Source organism: Westiellopsis prolifica IICB1, from assembly GCF_004323185.1.
Classification (GTDB): Bacteria; Cyanobacteriota; Cyanobacteriia; order Cyanobacteriales; family Nostocaceae; genus Pelatocladus; species Pelatocladus prolificus_A.
In genome coordinates this window covers 1,419,742-1,434,816 of the sequence record NZ_NAPS01000002.1, presented here as the reverse complement: position 1 = coordinate 1,434,816, position 15,075 = coordinate 1,419,742, and the positions used below count along the sequence as shown (strand labels likewise).

The 15,075-nt window shown below is 40.6% G+C and carries 13 protein-coding genes, 1 tRNA gene and 1 pseudogene; 8 read left to right on the top strand and 7 right to left on the bottom strand.

Translation table 11 applies throughout. The annotated features are described in order from the left end of the window. Positions 1-28: 28 nt before the first annotated feature. Complete coding sequence (locus B4U84_RS20520) at positions 29-1,765, bottom strand: ScyA-related TPP-binding enzyme (RefSeq protein WP_131120381.1); 1,737 nt, start codon at positions 1,763-1,765, stop codon at positions 29-31. Positions 1,766-2,443: 678 nt separating this feature from the next. Between B4U84_RS20520 and B4U84_RS20515 the strand changes: the two genes are divergently transcribed. Then, positions 2,444-2,629: a hypothetical protein gene (locus tag B4U84_RS20515; protein ID WP_017311011.1), complete on the top strand. Its 186-nt coding sequence runs from the start codon at positions 2,444-2,446 to the stop codon at positions 2,627-2,629. Between the two features lie 308 nt (positions 2,630-2,937). Here B4U84_RS20515 and B4U84_RS20510 read toward each other — a convergent pair whose 3' ends face one another. The 5 genes from B4U84_RS20510 to B4U84_RS20490 all read right to left on the bottom strand — a co-directional run bounded on the left by B4U84_RS20510 (position 2,938) and on the right by B4U84_RS20490 (position 7,862). Next, the gene (locus tag B4U84_RS20510; protein WP_017311010.1) at positions 2,938-3,096 is read right to left on the bottom strand and encodes a ribbon-helix-helix domain-containing protein; all 159 of its coding nucleotides are present in this window, start codon (positions 3,094-3,096) and stop codon (positions 2,938-2,940) included. Between the two features lie 1,015 nt (positions 3,097-4,111). Then, entirely contained in the window at positions 4,112-5,422 is a 1,311-nt protein-coding gene (locus tag B4U84_RS20505; RefSeq protein ID WP_131120379.1) for a glutamate-5-semialdehyde dehydrogenase, read from the bottom strand. Between the two features lie 418 nt (positions 5,423-5,840). Beyond that, a complete protein-coding gene (locus tag B4U84_RS20500) occupies positions 5,841-6,278 on the bottom strand; it encodes a QcrA and Rieske domain-containing protein (RefSeq protein ID WP_131120377.1) in 438 nt (145 codons plus the stop codon). A 133-nt stretch (positions 6,279-6,411) separates the two neighbouring features. Beyond that, complete coding sequence (gene mazG / locus B4U84_RS20495; RefSeq protein WP_017311007.1) at positions 6,412-7,236, bottom strand: nucleoside triphosphate pyrophosphohydrolase; 825 nt, start codon at positions 7,234-7,236, stop codon at positions 6,412-6,414. Next, positions 7,233-7,862, bottom strand: a complete 630-nt coding sequence (locus tag B4U84_RS20490) for a metal-binding protein (RefSeq protein ID WP_131120375.1) — start codon at positions 7,860-7,862, stop codon at positions 7,233-7,235. The genes mazG and B4U84_RS20490 overlap by 4 nt, the downstream gene beginning before the upstream one ends. A 93-nt stretch (positions 7,863-7,955) precedes the next feature. On the opposite strand from B4U84_RS20490, the gene B4U84_RS20485 reads away from it, so the two are divergent. Continuing rightward, a tRNA-Val gene (locus tag B4U84_RS20485) sits at positions 7,956-8,028 on the top strand. A gap of 74 nt (positions 8,029-8,102) precedes the next feature. Here the strand turns inward: B4U84_RS20485 and B4U84_RS20480 are convergent. Then, positions 8,103-8,708 (bottom strand): Uma2 family endonuclease, encoded by a 606-nt coding sequence (locus B4U84_RS20480; RefSeq protein ID WP_131120373.1) that lies wholly within the window; start codon positions 8,706-8,708, stop codon positions 8,103-8,105. 251 nt (positions 8,709-8,959) lie between these two features. On the opposite strand from B4U84_RS20480, the gene B4U84_RS20475 reads away from it, so the two are divergent. The 6 genes and pseudogenes from B4U84_RS20475 (at position 8,960) to B4U84_RS20445 (ending at position 14,939) form a co-directional block, all read left to right on the top strand. Beyond that, the gene (locus B4U84_RS20475) at positions 8,960-10,318 is read left to right on the top strand and encodes a DUF4118 domain-containing protein (RefSeq protein WP_242677672.1); all 1,359 of its coding nucleotides are present in this window, start codon (positions 8,960-8,962) and stop codon (positions 10,316-10,318) included. Next, positions 10,312-10,761: pseudogene (locus tag B4U84_RS20470) on the top strand (ATP-binding protein); the annotation flags it as partial. The gene B4U84_RS20475 and the pseudogene B4U84_RS20470, both read left to right, overlap by 7 nt. A gap of 255 nt (positions 10,762-11,016) precedes the next feature. After that, positions 11,017-11,730 carry a Crp/Fnr family transcriptional regulator gene (locus B4U84_RS20465; RefSeq protein WP_017311003.1) on the top strand — a complete coding sequence of 238 codons (714 nt, stop codon included), beginning with the start codon at positions 11,017-11,019 and terminating at the stop codon, positions 11,728-11,730. A gap of 192 nt (positions 11,731-11,922) precedes the next feature. Continuing rightward, complete coding sequence (locus B4U84_RS20460; protein ID WP_017311002.1) at positions 11,923-12,621, top strand: Crp/Fnr family transcriptional regulator; 699 nt, start codon at positions 11,923-11,925, stop codon at positions 12,619-12,621. A gap of 252 nt (positions 12,622-12,873) precedes the next feature. Beyond that, on the top strand, positions 12,874-13,329 hold the full coding sequence (locus B4U84_RS20450) for a response regulator (protein WP_017311001.1): 456 nt from the start codon (positions 12,874-12,876) through the stop codon (positions 13,327-13,329). A gap of 107 nt (positions 13,330-13,436) precedes the next feature. Beyond that, on the top strand, positions 13,437-14,939 hold the full coding sequence (locus B4U84_RS20445) for a sensor histidine kinase (protein ID WP_131120369.1): 1,503 nt from the start codon (positions 13,437-13,439) through the stop codon (positions 14,937-14,939). Positions 14,940-15,075: the final 136 nt, after the last annotated feature.

Genomic DNA, 15,075 nt, shown 5'->3' with positions numbered 1-15,075 from the left:
CCCTATTAAACAAAGTGAAATAATTAATTTAATAATTTGTAGCGCCTTGTGAAATCAGACTTTGATAACGACCTTCAGATGGTGGTTCTTGGGTGGGATCGATGAGTACATCAACTACAAATGGACAAGTAGCTGCCATTGCTCTCTCTAATGCTGCCTGAACTTTAGATTCGCTTTCAACCCTGATACCATCAGCTCCCATTCCTTGGGCTATTTTGACAAAATCTGCCTGTGGAATTGTTGCATCTACGCCCTTAAAACCTAAATACGTCATTCCTTGTTCGCATATGTTGTAGCGCCCATCATTGAGTACAATCCAGATGGCAGGAATTTGATATTTTACAGCCGTACTCACTTCGTTGTTCATGAGCATCGCACCATCACCAACAATGGCTACTGCCTTGCCTTTACGTGCTAAAGCAGCACCAACAACACCTGTAACAAAATGTCCCATAGAGGCAAAGCTAGTACTGACACGGAAGCGGGCTGGTTTGGCAAATTGTAGGATTGGATTTACCCAAGCCAGCGAGTTAGCAGACTCTGCCATCACCAGTACATCTGTTCTGTCGATAATTACTCGTTGAATCACATCCATCAGTAACTGGGGTCGCACCAAACCGTTTGCCTGTGGTTCGATTAAATCACGTTTAGGATGGGGTAAAGCGATCGCAAATGAAGAACCTATATTTTCTGGAAAGTATTTCAGCAGTCCTCTGAGAAATATGCCAGCATCAGACTGGATAGTGAACGTCTCAGCTGATGGATAGGCTGTTCCTGGAACCTCTGCGTTCAGGTCAACATGCACAAATCCTCGTGTAGGGATCATCGCCGGATTCCAGAAAGAGGTAAGTTCACCAAGGCGTGTTCCGAGTACGAGCGTCCGCAAAGGACGTTGCTCTTGCATGTAAGCTAGAACTGATGCATGTCCACCAAAGCCTGTAACGCCTACAAACTGAGGATGATTTTCTGGAAAAATACCCTTACCACGGGGTGAACACATGACAGCAGCTCCTGTCCTTTCAGCCAGTTGGCGAATCTCCGCTGCTGCATCTCGCGCACCAAAGCCAACCCAGATTGCAAAAGATCCTTCAGACAGCAATCGCGCACATTCTGCTATTGTTTCCTTGCTTACAGTTGGCAAACCGTAAGACAAACCTGCTTTTGGTAACGATGCTCTCACAGATCTTGTCTGAATGTTTGTAGGTATACTCAGATGGGCTACGAATCCTCCAGGTCTTCCACAGCCAAGGGCAAGTCTTCGTGTAACTTCTGGAAGTTCATCACTAGATTCAAGAGTCGTTGCATAATGAAATATTGTCCCTGAAGTAAAAAGACCTGTAACAGGCATGGTATAGTTACTGGTTTCCTGTAAAGCCCAGCGTCCGCGTCTGGGTGATGGAGTTGCAGCTGACACCAGAATGACCTTAGCACCTTCCCAACGGGCAGCTAATAGTCCTGTCAAAGCATTGGTGATTCCTGGGCCTGTGGTAGTGAATATCACTACTGGGCGATCGCTAGCAAAATACGCTTCTGTCGCTGCAAACGCTGCTCCTGCTTCATGCCGAAAATGGAGTACTTGTAAGGAACTATTATGCAATGCACCCCACACAGGTGCGATCGCACCTCCAGAGACACCAAATGCATAGATTACTCCTAGCTTTTCCAAGATCTTAACTACAGCCTCTGCTACTGATAAAGGTGCAGATGACTGACTTTGAGATATATTTTCCGAAGAACTGAACTGTCTAGCCGTATTAATGTTCATATCCTTACTATTGATTTAGCGTCCATACTAGAGATCCTAAATGCACATAATCTAGTCACGCTAAAATTTTTACAGTGCAGAAATATTATCATAATAATAACTTCATCTAAGCAGCTTATAATCCAAATATTTCTATGAAAAGACCAGACTGGATATTTTAGACTAGTTAGCTGTCGCTATTCAACGGCTATGGTTCTTATACAGCAACCACTTTAGCCATTTGGTCGCCCTTTGAATTTAAACCGCCACATAAATTGAGCAATAGTGTTTTATTAACACTCCCACGCTTGCTTTAGCACGTGGGATTCTTGCTTCATTCAGCCAACTTACGTAAATCGCGTTTATTCAAAATAAGTACGCCTGTGGGATCTTATATAACTTTAACTACTTGACAAAATTAGAAAATCTAATGTAAAAATTACTGGTAAACATACTGCACACTGTGTCTTAATATACCTAACACAAGGTTTCCAAAACGACTTCCTCAGTAGCACGACTCGATGAAGCGTCAACAATTGCTTTGGCATTTGCTCCTGATGAGTATGTCAAAACTCTTAATATAGAATATTAAAGAATATTAAAAATCTTAAGTTAAATGTCAAAAACTAGATTTTCACTGGTAAACATAGTTAGAGATTGGCAATACTAAGTCATCTTGGATAATGATGTATAAAAACAATGAAAGAAAGCTCTACAAACGTATTGCCAATGTTTGCAACACCCATTAACAAACCATCAGTGAAACAAATAACTCTTGAACTGACACCAGATGAAGTTAGAAAACTTGAACAGCATTGTGACTGGACGGGAAAAGCAGCAACCGATATAATTCTGGAACTCATTAAAGAGTTGCCTGCAACCTAGCTTTCCAGACCGATAAGTAAAACTCCAGTCTTTGCAAGAATTCTCGCTACTGTATACGACTTCGGTAATCTAAGTTCAGAAAATTTTAGTAAAATAGCAAAATATTTCCTGAAATGTTATCTGGGAAACATACAACTAATAAGTGTGGAGTAAAATTGTAGAGTATCCTTAGTCTATTAACTGACTAAGGAATCTCTAACCTATTAATTACTAGCTAGTACGCTTGCAATAGACTGAATATCCAGCCTAAGGCGAAAACTAGTTTGCAAAAATCATCATCTCTATCAAGAGCAAGAATAAACCTGGTTTTAATTCTGCTCAGGTCTAGTCATTGGTAAAGCTCGAATGAGTTCCCTAATCACATCCGTTGCTGCTCTACCTGTCTGATCACAGTATTTTTCAAGCTTACTGGCTTCGTTAGATGCCAGATTTACAGTAATCCGCTTAACAGCCCATTTTTTGTTCATAGTTGAAATTTAGTTGTGTACCACAAACTTATGGAAAGTACAAAAAGTTGTATTCATTAAATCTGGTTATGAGGAAAATTCAGGTGTTTGGTCAACGAAGTGGACTGAAAGTCTAAAATGCCTTTTTGTCACTTCCTGAGTTTTTCCCTCGCGAATGGTGTTCAGATCTCATTCTTATTTGAAAGCTCATCATGTGATTTTGAATATAGTCAAATACCATCCTTAAACTGACCAATATTTGAATGAACCGGTGATTTTGCTTGCTAACAAGATGATATTTTATCAAGCACATGCGCTAGTTGCTCAAAATAACTGCAATTTGTCAGCGCATTTTTTCCCTAAATAGCTTTATTACTAGCAAAATTACTTGCAAAAGGGTAAAGACTACATTTACGGGCATGAGGTTCAGTAAAGTCTGGAATAACTGTGTAAACAATCATTGGTTAGTAGAATTTGGTGAATTTTACAGCGTTTTTTCCCTAACGGGTTAATTAGCCTGAGCCTAGAATCTCCCCACAAACAGGTTTATTTCAGAAAGACTCGTACTTACAAATATTTAGGCTCAGTACTATTTTGAAGTTTATTGGCTAGTCAGGTCAAGACTTGGATAGTGTTTTATTAGTTGTTAAACAACAGATAATATTGGGCGCTTTGCTTTTTACTCCTTAAACTTGACAGATATTGTAGAATTCACGCATTGTCAAATAGTTGACTATGTGGGTTCAGCCCAACCTGCTACTCTTAGTTTTGTCAGGATGGATGAATTTATTCTATTAGAACCATTATTTTAATAATATGTATAAAAAGTACGGAAATAATGAAGTTTGCTTCAATTTTTTGGAAAAAAGCCATTAATTTTTCAGTTGACCTAAGGTATATTATTATTTATTTGTACAGTATTCACATAATTTTATTGTATAAATAGCAACAAATACAATAACAAGTGTGAGGAGGGGGACAAAGCCCTGCACCTTTAGGTCAGGGAATGGTTACCCAACTTACATAGGCTTTTTAATTATGTTATGTCCTTGTGAGTAAAGGATTTGGCATTAGCACCTGTATAAGTAGCGGCAATATGACCATCACCTGTTAGTTGGTACTTGTATGTAACTAATCCCTCTAAACCAACAGGACCGCGCGGTTGCATTTGTTGGGTACTGATTCCCACTTCTGCACCAAAACCGTAGCGGAAACCATCTGCAAAGCGAGTAGAACAATTGTGATAAACTCCTGCTGCATTTACCAGCGCCAAAAAAGTGTTAGCCGCTTCTAGATCTTCAGTAACGATCGCATCGGTATGCTTGGAACCATAATCATTAATATGAGCGATCGCTTCTTCTAAAGAATCTATAATTTTAATTGCCAAAATTAAATCGCTGTATTCAGTTTCCCAGTCTGTTTGTGTGACTGATGTCAAGCTTGGTAAAATTTCGCGACTGCGTTCATCGCCTCTTAATTCGACATTTTGTGTTTGCAAAGCCTCAGCAATCTTTGGAAGAATATCCTGAGCAATTTCAGCATGAATTAGCAAGGTTTCAATCGCATTACATGCAGCCGGATAATGTGTTTTTGCATCCACAGTGATGGTGATTGCTTTTTCAAAATCAGCAGCTTGATCTATATAGAGATGACAGATACCGTCAGCGTGTCCTAGTACGGGTATACGGGTATTTTCCTGGACAAAGCGCACAAAAGCATTTGAACCTCTAGGAATAATTAAGTCTACATATTTATCTAATTTTAAAAGTTCTAAAGTTTCTTCTCTGGTTGTCAACAACTGCACCACATCAGGATTAACAGCAGTTGCTGATAATCCCTGCTTAATTGCTTTGACTATGGCTTCACAAGAACGAATAGCTTCTTTACCACCTTTAAGAATTACACCATTACCCGACTTGATCGCCAAAGCCACAATTTGAATAGCCGCTTCTGGACGGGCTTCAAAAATCACACCCAAAACACCCAAAGGACAAGTGATTCGCTTGAGAATTAAACCTGTATCAAGTTCACGATTTATCTGTACTGCACCCACAGGATCAGCAAGTTTGCCAACATCTATGACTCCTGCGATCGCATCTTTTAATTTATACTCATCTAATTGCAAGCGTTTATAAAGTGGTTTAGCAATACCTTCCGCTGCTGCTGCTTGACAATCAGCAACATTCGCTTGCAAAATTTCATCTTTTGCTAATTCTAAAGCTTGAGCGATCGCTGCGATCGCTTGATTTTTTGCTTCAGTTGATAAAACTGACAACTTGAGTGCCGCTATACGTGTTCTTTTAGCTATTGCAACTAGGTTTGATGAACAATCATCATAAATATTCATGCTACACAACAACCTAAATCTATGCCGTTTTCCAATCCTATCAACTGAGGAAAGGGGAAAAGGCGCAAATTCTAATTACTAATACCTTAAACTTATCAAAAAATCAATGAATAATATCACTAAGATTCTGTGATTTTTTGCTCAACCAAAACCGGCTAATTGCTTGATAATCAATGTATTGTATCTTAAAAAACAAAATCCTAAGAACAGTTACACAGCATCTACATCAAGTAAGTCAAAAATTACTCTTGGCTGAACTCAGATGTTTTAACCAAAGAGTGTCTAAAATCATCGGTTGTATCAAAGAGCGTTATCTATTGATCATTGGGTGCATTTTAATATTTGTGGGTTAAGGAAAAAAAGGGTAAGAAAAATGGAAAAGAAAAACCCTTCAGCACTTACCCTTTAGCCTTAACTACTAACTTCCTTTCACCAAAACTTCATTACCTTCCACCTTAGCTGTATACGTAGAAAGAGGTTGGTTCGCTGGACCATTGATCACTTTACCATCACTGGCATATTTAGAACCATGACAGGGACAGACAAAAGCGTTTTGGTCTTTATTCCATCCCACAATACAACCTTTATGTGTACAAGTAGGATTGACGGCAACTAACTTGCTAGGATTACCAGTATCTTTAACTACTAACACCTTGCCAGCAGCTGTTTCCTCGTTAAAAAGTTGACCGTTTTTGTCCAAATCTGTTATGGTGCCAGCTACTTGAAAACCATCAGTACGGGGAGGAGTGGTAGTCGATGGAGAGTTTGTTTGAGAAGAACAAGCTGCAATAACTACAGGTAGAGAACTAGCTAAACTCCCCACACTTACCCAAGCAAGAAATTCACGACGATTCATAAACTGTTTTTAGTGCATTGGTCATTGGTCTAGAGACGCGATGAATCGCGTCTGTACAATTGTCACTGGTCAAGAAGTTCTTGAACTTTGAATTTTGTAGACGCGGAGCGGCTTCCGAAGGTATTTTGAATTTTTAATTGATATGTCCTCCTTCCCCTTGAAGTTGGGCTTTTGCTTTTTGCCAAAGAGCTTCTAACTCTTCTAAAGAATAATCAGAAAGAGGGCGATCAGCAAAGACTTCTATTTTTTGAAAGCGCTGAATAAAACGCTGATTAGTTCCTTGTAAAGCTTCGGTTGGATCAAGGTTATACCAACGGGCTAGCTGGAGAATAGAAAATAATAAATCTCCTAATTCAGCTTGTTGTCGTTGTTGTGTTTCGTGGGCTAAAGCTTCGTGAAACTCTTGCAATTCTTCATGAAACTTATCCCAAACTCCATCAATATTTTCCCACTCAAACCCAAGGGCGGCAGCTTTTTGAGAAATTTTCATTGTCGCCATTAATGGGGGAAGTTTACGGGCGTAACTACTGAGTTTTGTACTCAGTTTTTGATTTTCTGGAGATGGTTCACCTTTTTCTGCTGCTTTAATTTGTTCCCAATTTTGCCGCACTTCATCCACATTTTGCACCGACACATCTCCAAAAACATGAGGATGACGCCGAATTAGTTTTTGGGAAATACCTTGGGCGACTTCTCGTAAAGAAAATTGTTCATATTCTTTGGCTATTTGTGATTGCAACACAACTTGTAAAAGTAAATCACCTAATTCTTCTGCGATCGCTTGTTGGTCTCCACTGTTGATCGCATCTACCACTTCATAAGCTTCTTCAATGACATACGGTGTCAACGTTTCGGGAGTTTGTGCTAAATCCCAGGGACAACCACCATCAGGCGATCGCAACTTTGCCACTACATCTATTAATTCTTGTAACGCTGCCAAAGTTTCAGAGTTTTTCATTTACTACTTTTTCCCCTAGTTCCCTTACTTCCCTTACTTCCCATACTTTTTGTGCGACGACTACCACGAGTTGTCGCTTTACGTTTCTTCATTTTCGCACGGGGCAGTAAACCTTGAAGACCTTGCTTCTGCACACGCTTGTATGCAGATCCGCCCCAATCACTAAGCGAATGACTCATCGCACCCAATTCCAGCCCTAAGAATAGTGCGAGCAATTCCAAACTGTAATTCGAGAGCGATCGCCCCACAATTTCACTCAAAATTTGCCTACTCCAGTCCCCATTACCAACCATTTGGGCAAATACTGTACCCAAAATTACTAATATTCCCACGACGCCACTCAAATAAATTACTCGCAGCGTTGTACCGATAATTGGCCCGTGTGATAAAAATGACCGATGGCGCAGGCTTTTTTGATAAGGAATCCAAATCCAACGTAACCAACCCCAACGTTGATATTGGCGTGAATATATATCCAAGTCAGGACCAAACATCAGCCCCCCAAACATAAATCCACCTGCCACCAATAAAGTCAGGTTACCACTCTTGGTTTGGACAAAAGTGGCTCCAGCAACGAACGGCAAAGCCCACAAAGTAATGCGATCGTGCGTTTGACCAGAGGGCATAGGAATTTTGGATTAAGCAAGCAAAAATTTTCTCAAAAATACTATCGCGTTTTTCAAATTAGTGTGCTAACATTAATTCTTGTGAGCAAAAACGGGTGGTTAGCTCAGTTGGTAGAGCGCCTGCCTTACAAGCAGGATGTCACTGGTTCGAGTCCAGTACTACCCATTAAAAACATACATAGTAAAGTACCACATATTGTGACTTGACCCATAACTTTGCCGCGACGGCAAAGGTAATGGTTAATGGGTAATGCTTTTGTTTTGCTCCCCATTCTCTGGTTCAAGGATTAAACTGCGATAGACTTGTTCAAGGGGGAAATTAAGGTTAATGCTTTTGAGTTCGATTGTGTCGCCTGCTTTGTAGTTAATAATCAACCAGTCGCCTGCGTCGTTTTTGTGATACAGGTCGATTTCGATGCTGGTGGAACTGACTAGCAGATAATCTATTAAGGCTGGATTGTTGCGATACATTCGGAATTTGCCGCCTCTGTCGTAGGCTTCGGTACTGGCGGAGAGGACTTCGACGATTAAGCAGGGGTAGGTAATATACTGGGTGGTGGTTTGATCGCGATCATCGCAGGTGACGCTGACATCTGGATATGTGTAGTTATTTGTGCCAACAATGTTAATTCGCAGGTCAGAGTTACCAGTAATACAGTTGCTACCTTCTAAATGCTGATCAATCAGGGTAGTAAAGCGTACTGCTATGCGACTATGATTTACACTACCGCCGCCCATCCCATAGACTTCGCCGTTGATATATTCATGTTTTTCTAGTTGCTGTTCTTCCCAAGCAAAGTATTCTTCAGGGGTAAAGTGTGGGGTATTATTTTTTGCCACAATCATTGCTCGTTACCTCCTAAGTTTGTAGTTGTTTGGGATAGGTGTGGATCTGGGTTGTTGGTTTGATTTTAACAATCTACACAAACAGTTTTTGGATTGACACTCCCTCAGCAAGCATACACGGACTGCCCGACCGCGTGAGGGTTATAGTGTTGTTGACGGCAAATTTATGGGTAAAGTCACATCTTAACCCACAGAGCGCATTTTTCTATCCTGTTTCCCGAAATGGTTTGTAAGCCTGGGCAAAAAAAGATATGTTCAGAGAAAGACGCCGGATTATTTGGCGTTACAGTATCGCAATTTTAACTGTAGCGATCGCGTTACTGGGTAAACTACTGCTAAATTATTGGTCTGATCAAAGATACGAAACGCCATTTTTACTATTTTTTGGTGCCATAATGGCGACTAGTCGCTATGGAGGAATTGGCCCTGGTATATTGGCAGTTTTTTTGTCTGGTGTGGTGACTAGTTATTTTTTCTTAGCTCCAGCTAAATCCTTCTTCAGCACTAACTTTTGGACAAATCTTCAACTACTTATATTTTTGGTGGAGGGATTATTTATTGTTGTACTAATCAACTCCCTAAAGACTGCTCGGCGAAATACTCAAGAGATTGCCCAAAAATTGCTCTTAAGTGAAGACAAAGGTCGTCAACATCAAGAATTGTTACACTTAATTGCCAACTCTTTGCCCGTCTGCATCTCTTATATTGATACCCAGCAACACTATCAGTTTATTAACAAAACCTACAAAGATTGGTTTGGCTTATCTCCAGAGGAAATCTACGACAAACACATAGCAGAAGTTTTGGGAGAAGCAGCGTACGAAATCATCAAAGACAAACTAGAACAAGCACTAGCAGGTAATTTAGTTGAGTATGAAGCGGAACTTCCCTATCGAGAAGGAGGAAGGCGTTATATCCAAGCTATTCTAGTTCCCGATATTGCCAAAAATGGCCAAGTCAGAGGATATTGTGGGCTAGTTATTGATATTAGCGATCGCAAGCGAGCTGAAGCACAAATAAAGCAACTTAACGAAAACTTAGAACAAAAAGTCAAAGAACGCACCATACAACTACAAGAAGTCAATCAGGAATTGGAAGCCTTTACCTACACCGTTTCCCATGATTTACGCGCCCCATTGCGTGCCATGCAAGGACTAGCCCAAGCTTTACAAGAAGACTACAACTGTGATTTAGATGCAACAGGACAAGAATATACCCAGCGCATTATTACCGCAGCTGCACGGATGGACACTTTGATTTTAGATTTGCTTGCTTACAGTCGTCTAGGACGCGGCGAAATTTGGCTACAACGACTCAGTTTGGACAGTGCGATCGCTGACGCCATCAATGAATTACACTCAGATATACAAATTACCCAAGCACACATAACCATCGAGTCACCTTTACCGATTGTGAAAGCACATCGCAGCATCTTAGTACAGGTGTTGATTAATTTGATTGGTAATGCTCTTAAGTTTGTGACTACTGATGTTAAACCCCAAGTACGGATATGGGCGGAGGAGAGAGTGGGGGGAGTGGGGGGACAGGGGGGACAAGGGGGACAAGGGGGAGTAAATATTTCTCACATTCTTGAGACTTCTGTATTTTAGATATTAGCGATCGCAAACGTACAGAAGAAGCATTACGAGTATTTGTCCATGCAGTCTCCCACGATTTACGCAACCCGGTTTTGGGTACACTGATGGTTTTGAATAATTTACTCGCACGGGGACAGGGGGGACAAGGGGGACAAGGGGGAGTAAATATTTCTCACATTCTTGAGACTTCTGTATCTTTGGAAACCTCTGCCTCAAAAAAATGGGTGCGTCTATGGGTAGAAGATAACGGAATTGGCATTGCTAGAGAACATCAACAACGAATCTTTAGAACCTTTGAGCGCTTGCATGGTATCGAATCTTATCCGGGTACTGGTATCGGTTTGGCGATTATCAAACGGGGGATTGAGCGTATGGGAGGTAGTGTAGGAGTTGAATCGCAATTAGGACAGGGGAGCCAATTTTGGATTGAGTTGCTATTAGCAGATAATTGCTAGCTAGTTAATCGTTGTGATTTTCAATTTTTAATTTTTTAATTCGTTTGTCTCCATCTCTCAATCCGCCCATCTTCTATCTTCTTCCTTTATAATCTGTACGCTAACGTACGAATCTTCCAGTAGGGAGAAGAAGTCGTTTGCAAATTTTTATTAATCTATGACAACTTCTCACGTCGTCACTAGCTCTCAGAGTATGTTTTTCTCATTCTCTAGCAGTTATGTAACGTCCTGACTGTTCTGCCAACAGACAACAGCATGTCTCCATCCGATAGTGATCCCAGGTCGATTAATCAACTCTTGGCATCTTTACCGGATGAGGAGTATCGGCACCTGGCTCCCCATCTAGAATATACAAGGCTCTCTCAAGGGCAAATTCTCTATGACCGTGGGGAAGTGATTCGACAAGTCTACTTTCCCATCCGCTCGATGGTGTCTTTAGTTTCCGTTCTCAAGGATAACTCAACCACCGAATTTGCCATGGTGGGAAATGAGGGTATGATTGGCATTCCGGCATTTTTAGGCGGCAAATTTACTAATAGCCGTGCGCTTGTCCAAATAGCAGATGGTGCTTTGAAAATGAATGCTGAAATCCTTCTGCATCAATTTGAGCAGGGGGGAGTATTACAAAAAAAACTACTGCTATATACCCAAGCACTCTTAACCCAGATTGGACAAAATGCGGTTTGCAAATTTCACCATTCCACAGAACAGCAACTTGCTCGCTGGCTGTTGTGCGTTCAGGACTGTCTTGGTCGTGATGAGATATTTTTAACTCAGCAGTATATTGCTGATTTGTTGGGAACTCGTCGTGCTACAGTAACAGTTGCAGCAGGTAATTTGCAACAAGAAGGCATGATCCGCTACAGTCGTGGAAAAATTATAATTCTGAACCGAGCTGCACTAGAAGCAACTGCTTGCGAATGTTATGGCATAGTCACAAATGAGTTTGCCCGTTTGCTTAATACTTAATACTTTTGCCAATTAGCCTTTGCAATAGACGAAAAAAAATAATGGGTTAGAAAGGAAAAGAAAAATCCTGCTTTTTAGGCTTTACTTCACTTATTCAAGAAGTCTATTGCTTATGTACGCTACCGTACAGACAGGGTTACTCCAGCCATGTCAATTTAAGATGCTTGATTTAGAAGTGATGGAAGCGATGCCGTGCTAGTTAATCAGCTACTGCTGGCTTTACCAGATTTGGAGTTCCAGCGCCTTGCTCCCCATCTAGAAGAGGTGCGACTTTCCCTCGGTCAAGTTCTCTATGAAGCGGGGGAAAAGATTAAGTATGTCTATTTCCCGAATCGAGCAATGGTGTCTTTAATTGCTGTTCTTGAGGATGGTTCGACAACAGAAGTTGGTATGGTCGGTAGCAATGGAGTTGTAGGCTATCCTGCATTTTTAGGAGGCGATTTAACAACAACTCGCACGATTGTGCAAGTTGCTGGTACTGCAATGAGAATAGATACCAAAATCCTCAAACGGGAATTTATTCGTGGTGGAGTTCTGCAAAGGCGATTGCTACTTTATACCCAAGCCTTACTTACTCAAATTAGTCAAACTGCTGCCTGCAATCGTCATCATTCACTAGAAGCACGACTTGCTCGTTGGCTGCTTACTGCCCAAGATCATACGGCTTCTGATACTATACAAATTACTCAAGAGTTTATTGCTGAGTTACTTGGTACGCGACGCTCTGGTGTAACTGTAGCAGCTGGTTTGCTACAACAAGCAGGTATTATCCGTTACAGTCGAGGTCGGATTACAATTCTCAATCGCCTAGCTTTGGAGGCAACTGCTTGTGAGTGTTACGGTTTTATTAAAAAAGAATTCGAGCGGTTGCTTAACGAAGAACAAAAGTAAACTATACCCGCTTTTTTACAAACATCTACATGTCTTTTTTGAGAAAATATGGGGCTTATGTACGCTACCGTACAGAGCTTCAGATAGAATTATGTCATGCTATAAAATTATTTTTGTGACTACTTTTTGAGCTGAAAACACTTTTATTAATAAATATTTATAATGAAACCCCTGTTTAGCACAAGCGATTCTTCTACTAACTATTTCTCTACTGGCGTCTAGAAATGAAAAATGTCAAGGAGCCAGCTTGTAATGATCAGTCACAATGAATGTAGCATCTTGCTGGTAGAAGACGACCCTAATGATATTTTCCTAATAGAGAGGGCATTTCGTCGGGCAAATTTGCACCATCCCATTTATGTTGTCAAAGATGGAGATGAAGCAGTAATGTACCTTGGAGGTCAAGACTGCTACGAAGAAAGAGAAAAATATCCATTACCAGCGTTAATATTACTAGATTTAAAACTACCACGTCGTTCTGGTTTGGAAGTTCTAGAATGGCTCAAGCAACAGCCATTATTAAAACGAATTCCGGTTGTAGTTCTCACATCTTCGCGGGAAAATATTGATGTTGACCGTGCTTATGATATGGGGGTAAACTCCTATCTGATTAAACCTGTTGCATTTAATGCTTTACAAGAGATGATGCAAGCATTAAACTCCTACTGGCTAAAATTTAATCAGTATCCTTCTGTTTACTTGACGTAATACTAGAAGGCAAAAGGCAGAAGATAGAAGGCAGAAGAAATATTCTTAATATTTCTCATCTCCCCATCTCTCCATCTCCCTATCCCAGTAACGGGCAAAAACCAGCGATGAGTACTCAGAATAATTCAATTCAAAGCATTTTGCTGGTAGATGATAACCCAGACGATCGCCTGCTGGTGATCAGAGAATTAAGTCGAGAGTTTTCTCAAGTCCGAGTCATAGAAATAATTGATATCAGTGCATTAAATCAAGCATTAGCAGCAGATAAATTTGATTTAGTCATTACTGATTATCAACTCAATTGGACGACGGGCTTAGAAGTTTTGCGTGCTGTCAAATCTCGCGATCGCAATTGTCCTGTAATTATGTTTACCAACACAGGTTCCCAGGAAATTGCAGTTGAGGCCATGAAAGCGGGATTAGATGACTACGTAATCAAATCCACAAAACATTTTACTCGCCTTACCCAAGCTATACGTTCAGTATGGCAACAATCTCAAACTAGTCGTAAAGCAGCCCAGCTCGAACTACGCTTACAGTCATTATTGAATCAATTAAGAATAGGTGTATTTCGTGCTACACCTAAAGCGAAAATTTTAGATGTAAATACGGCTTTTTTAAATATTTTAGGTTTGCCATCCTTAGAGGAGGTGCAATCATTTATTTGTGAACAACAACTCTACTCTTTTATGACTAACGAGCGTCAATTTGGGAAAGAGTGGGAACGGGAGATACATTTACAGCGTCGCGACGGGAAAAAAATCTGGGTGCTTTTCAACGAAACCCTAAATCAGTTAGATGGCGAAACCTTTATAGATGGCTTAGTGGAAGATATCACACAGCGTAAGCAATCAGAAGCAGAAATTCTTCAGTTTAACCAAACTTTAGAACGTCGAGTTCAAGAACGCACAGCCGAACTAGAAGCCATTAACAGTGAACTGGAAGCTTTTGCTTATTCAGTATCCCATGATTTGCGATCGCCTATTCGCCAAATCGATGGATTTGTCCATTTATTGAAAGAACACTTAGAAACCACAACCAGTGATGAAACAAGCCTGCACTATCTGCAAGCAATTTTAGAATTAACTCACCGAGCAGGGGAACTAGTAGATGATTTGCTGACTTACTCCCGCACCGGACGTGCAGAAATGCACTACTCTATCGTTGATATGAACCGTCTGGTTTGGGAAGCAAAACAACAGACAGAAATGCTTTTTCCTGATAGACAGATAATTTGGTATTTACAACAACTACCTCATGTGTGGGGCGATCGCTCTCTGTTACGCCTAGTATGGCAAAACTTGATTGAAAATGCTGTTAAGTTCACTCAACCGTGTCACCAACCAGTCATCACAATTGGCTGTATTGAGAATGAGCAAGAAACTATTTTTTTCATCCAAGATAATGGTGTGGGATTTGATATGCGATATGTGAATCGCTTATTCGGTATATTTCAACGTCTTCACAACGAAACACAATTTGAAGGAACAGGAATAGGACTTGCTAACATCCAGCGGATTATTCACAGACATCATGGCAAAGTCTGGGCAGAAGGAGTCATCAATCAAGGAGCAAAAATTTACTTTACTCTACCGAAAGCAAATATTTAATCATAAGGGGGATCGGGGAAAGGGGAAAGGGGATTGGGGATTGTGGTAAGAAACTTGTTAAATAATTTCCCCTTTAACTATTCCTATCCACATTCCGCCAATGGCTTTATTAATTTTTTCATATCTCATTCCCATT

Coding starts and splice junctions, on each gene's coding strand:
- B4U84_RS20520 (WP_131120381.1), bottom strand. CDS start 1,765: ATGAACATTAATACGGCTAGACAGTTCAGTTCTTCGGAAAATATATCT.
- B4U84_RS20515 (WP_017311011.1), top strand. CDS start 2,444: ATGAAAGAAAGCTCTACAAACGTATTGCCAATGTTTGCAACACCCATT.
- B4U84_RS20510 (WP_017311010.1), bottom strand. CDS start 3,096: ATGAACAAAAAATGGGCTGTTAAGCGGATTACTGTAAATCTGGCATCT.
- B4U84_RS20505 (WP_131120379.1), bottom strand. CDS start 5,422: ATGAATATTTATGATGATTGTTCATCAAACCTAGTTGCAATAGCTAAA.
- B4U84_RS20500 (WP_131120377.1), bottom strand. CDS start 6,278: ATGAATCGTCGTGAATTTCTTGCTTGGGTAAGTGTGGGGAGTTTAGCT.
- mazG (WP_017311007.1), bottom strand. CDS start 7,236: ATGAAAAACTCTGAAACTTTGGCAGCGTTACAAGAATTAATAGATGTA.
- B4U84_RS20490 (WP_131120375.1), bottom strand. CDS start 7,862: ATGCCCTCTGGTCAAACGCACGATCGCATTACTTTGTGGGCTTTGCCG.
- B4U84_RS20480 (WP_131120373.1), bottom strand. CDS start 8,708: ATGATTGTGGCAAAAAATAATACCCCACACTTTACCCCTGAAGAATAC.
- B4U84_RS20475 (WP_242677672.1), top strand. CDS start 8,960: ATGTTCAGAGAAAGACGCCGGATTATTTGGCGTTACAGTATCGCAATT.
- B4U84_RS20465 (WP_017311003.1), top strand. CDS start 11,017: ATGTCTCCATCCGATAGTGATCCCAGGTCGATTAATCAACTCTTGGCA.
- B4U84_RS20450 (WP_017311001.1), top strand. CDS start 12,874: ATGATCAGTCACAATGAATGTAGCATCTTGCTGGTAGAAGACGACCCT.
- B4U84_RS20445 (WP_131120369.1), top strand. CDS start 13,437: ATGAGTACTCAGAATAATTCAATTCAAAGCATTTTGCTGGTAGATGAT.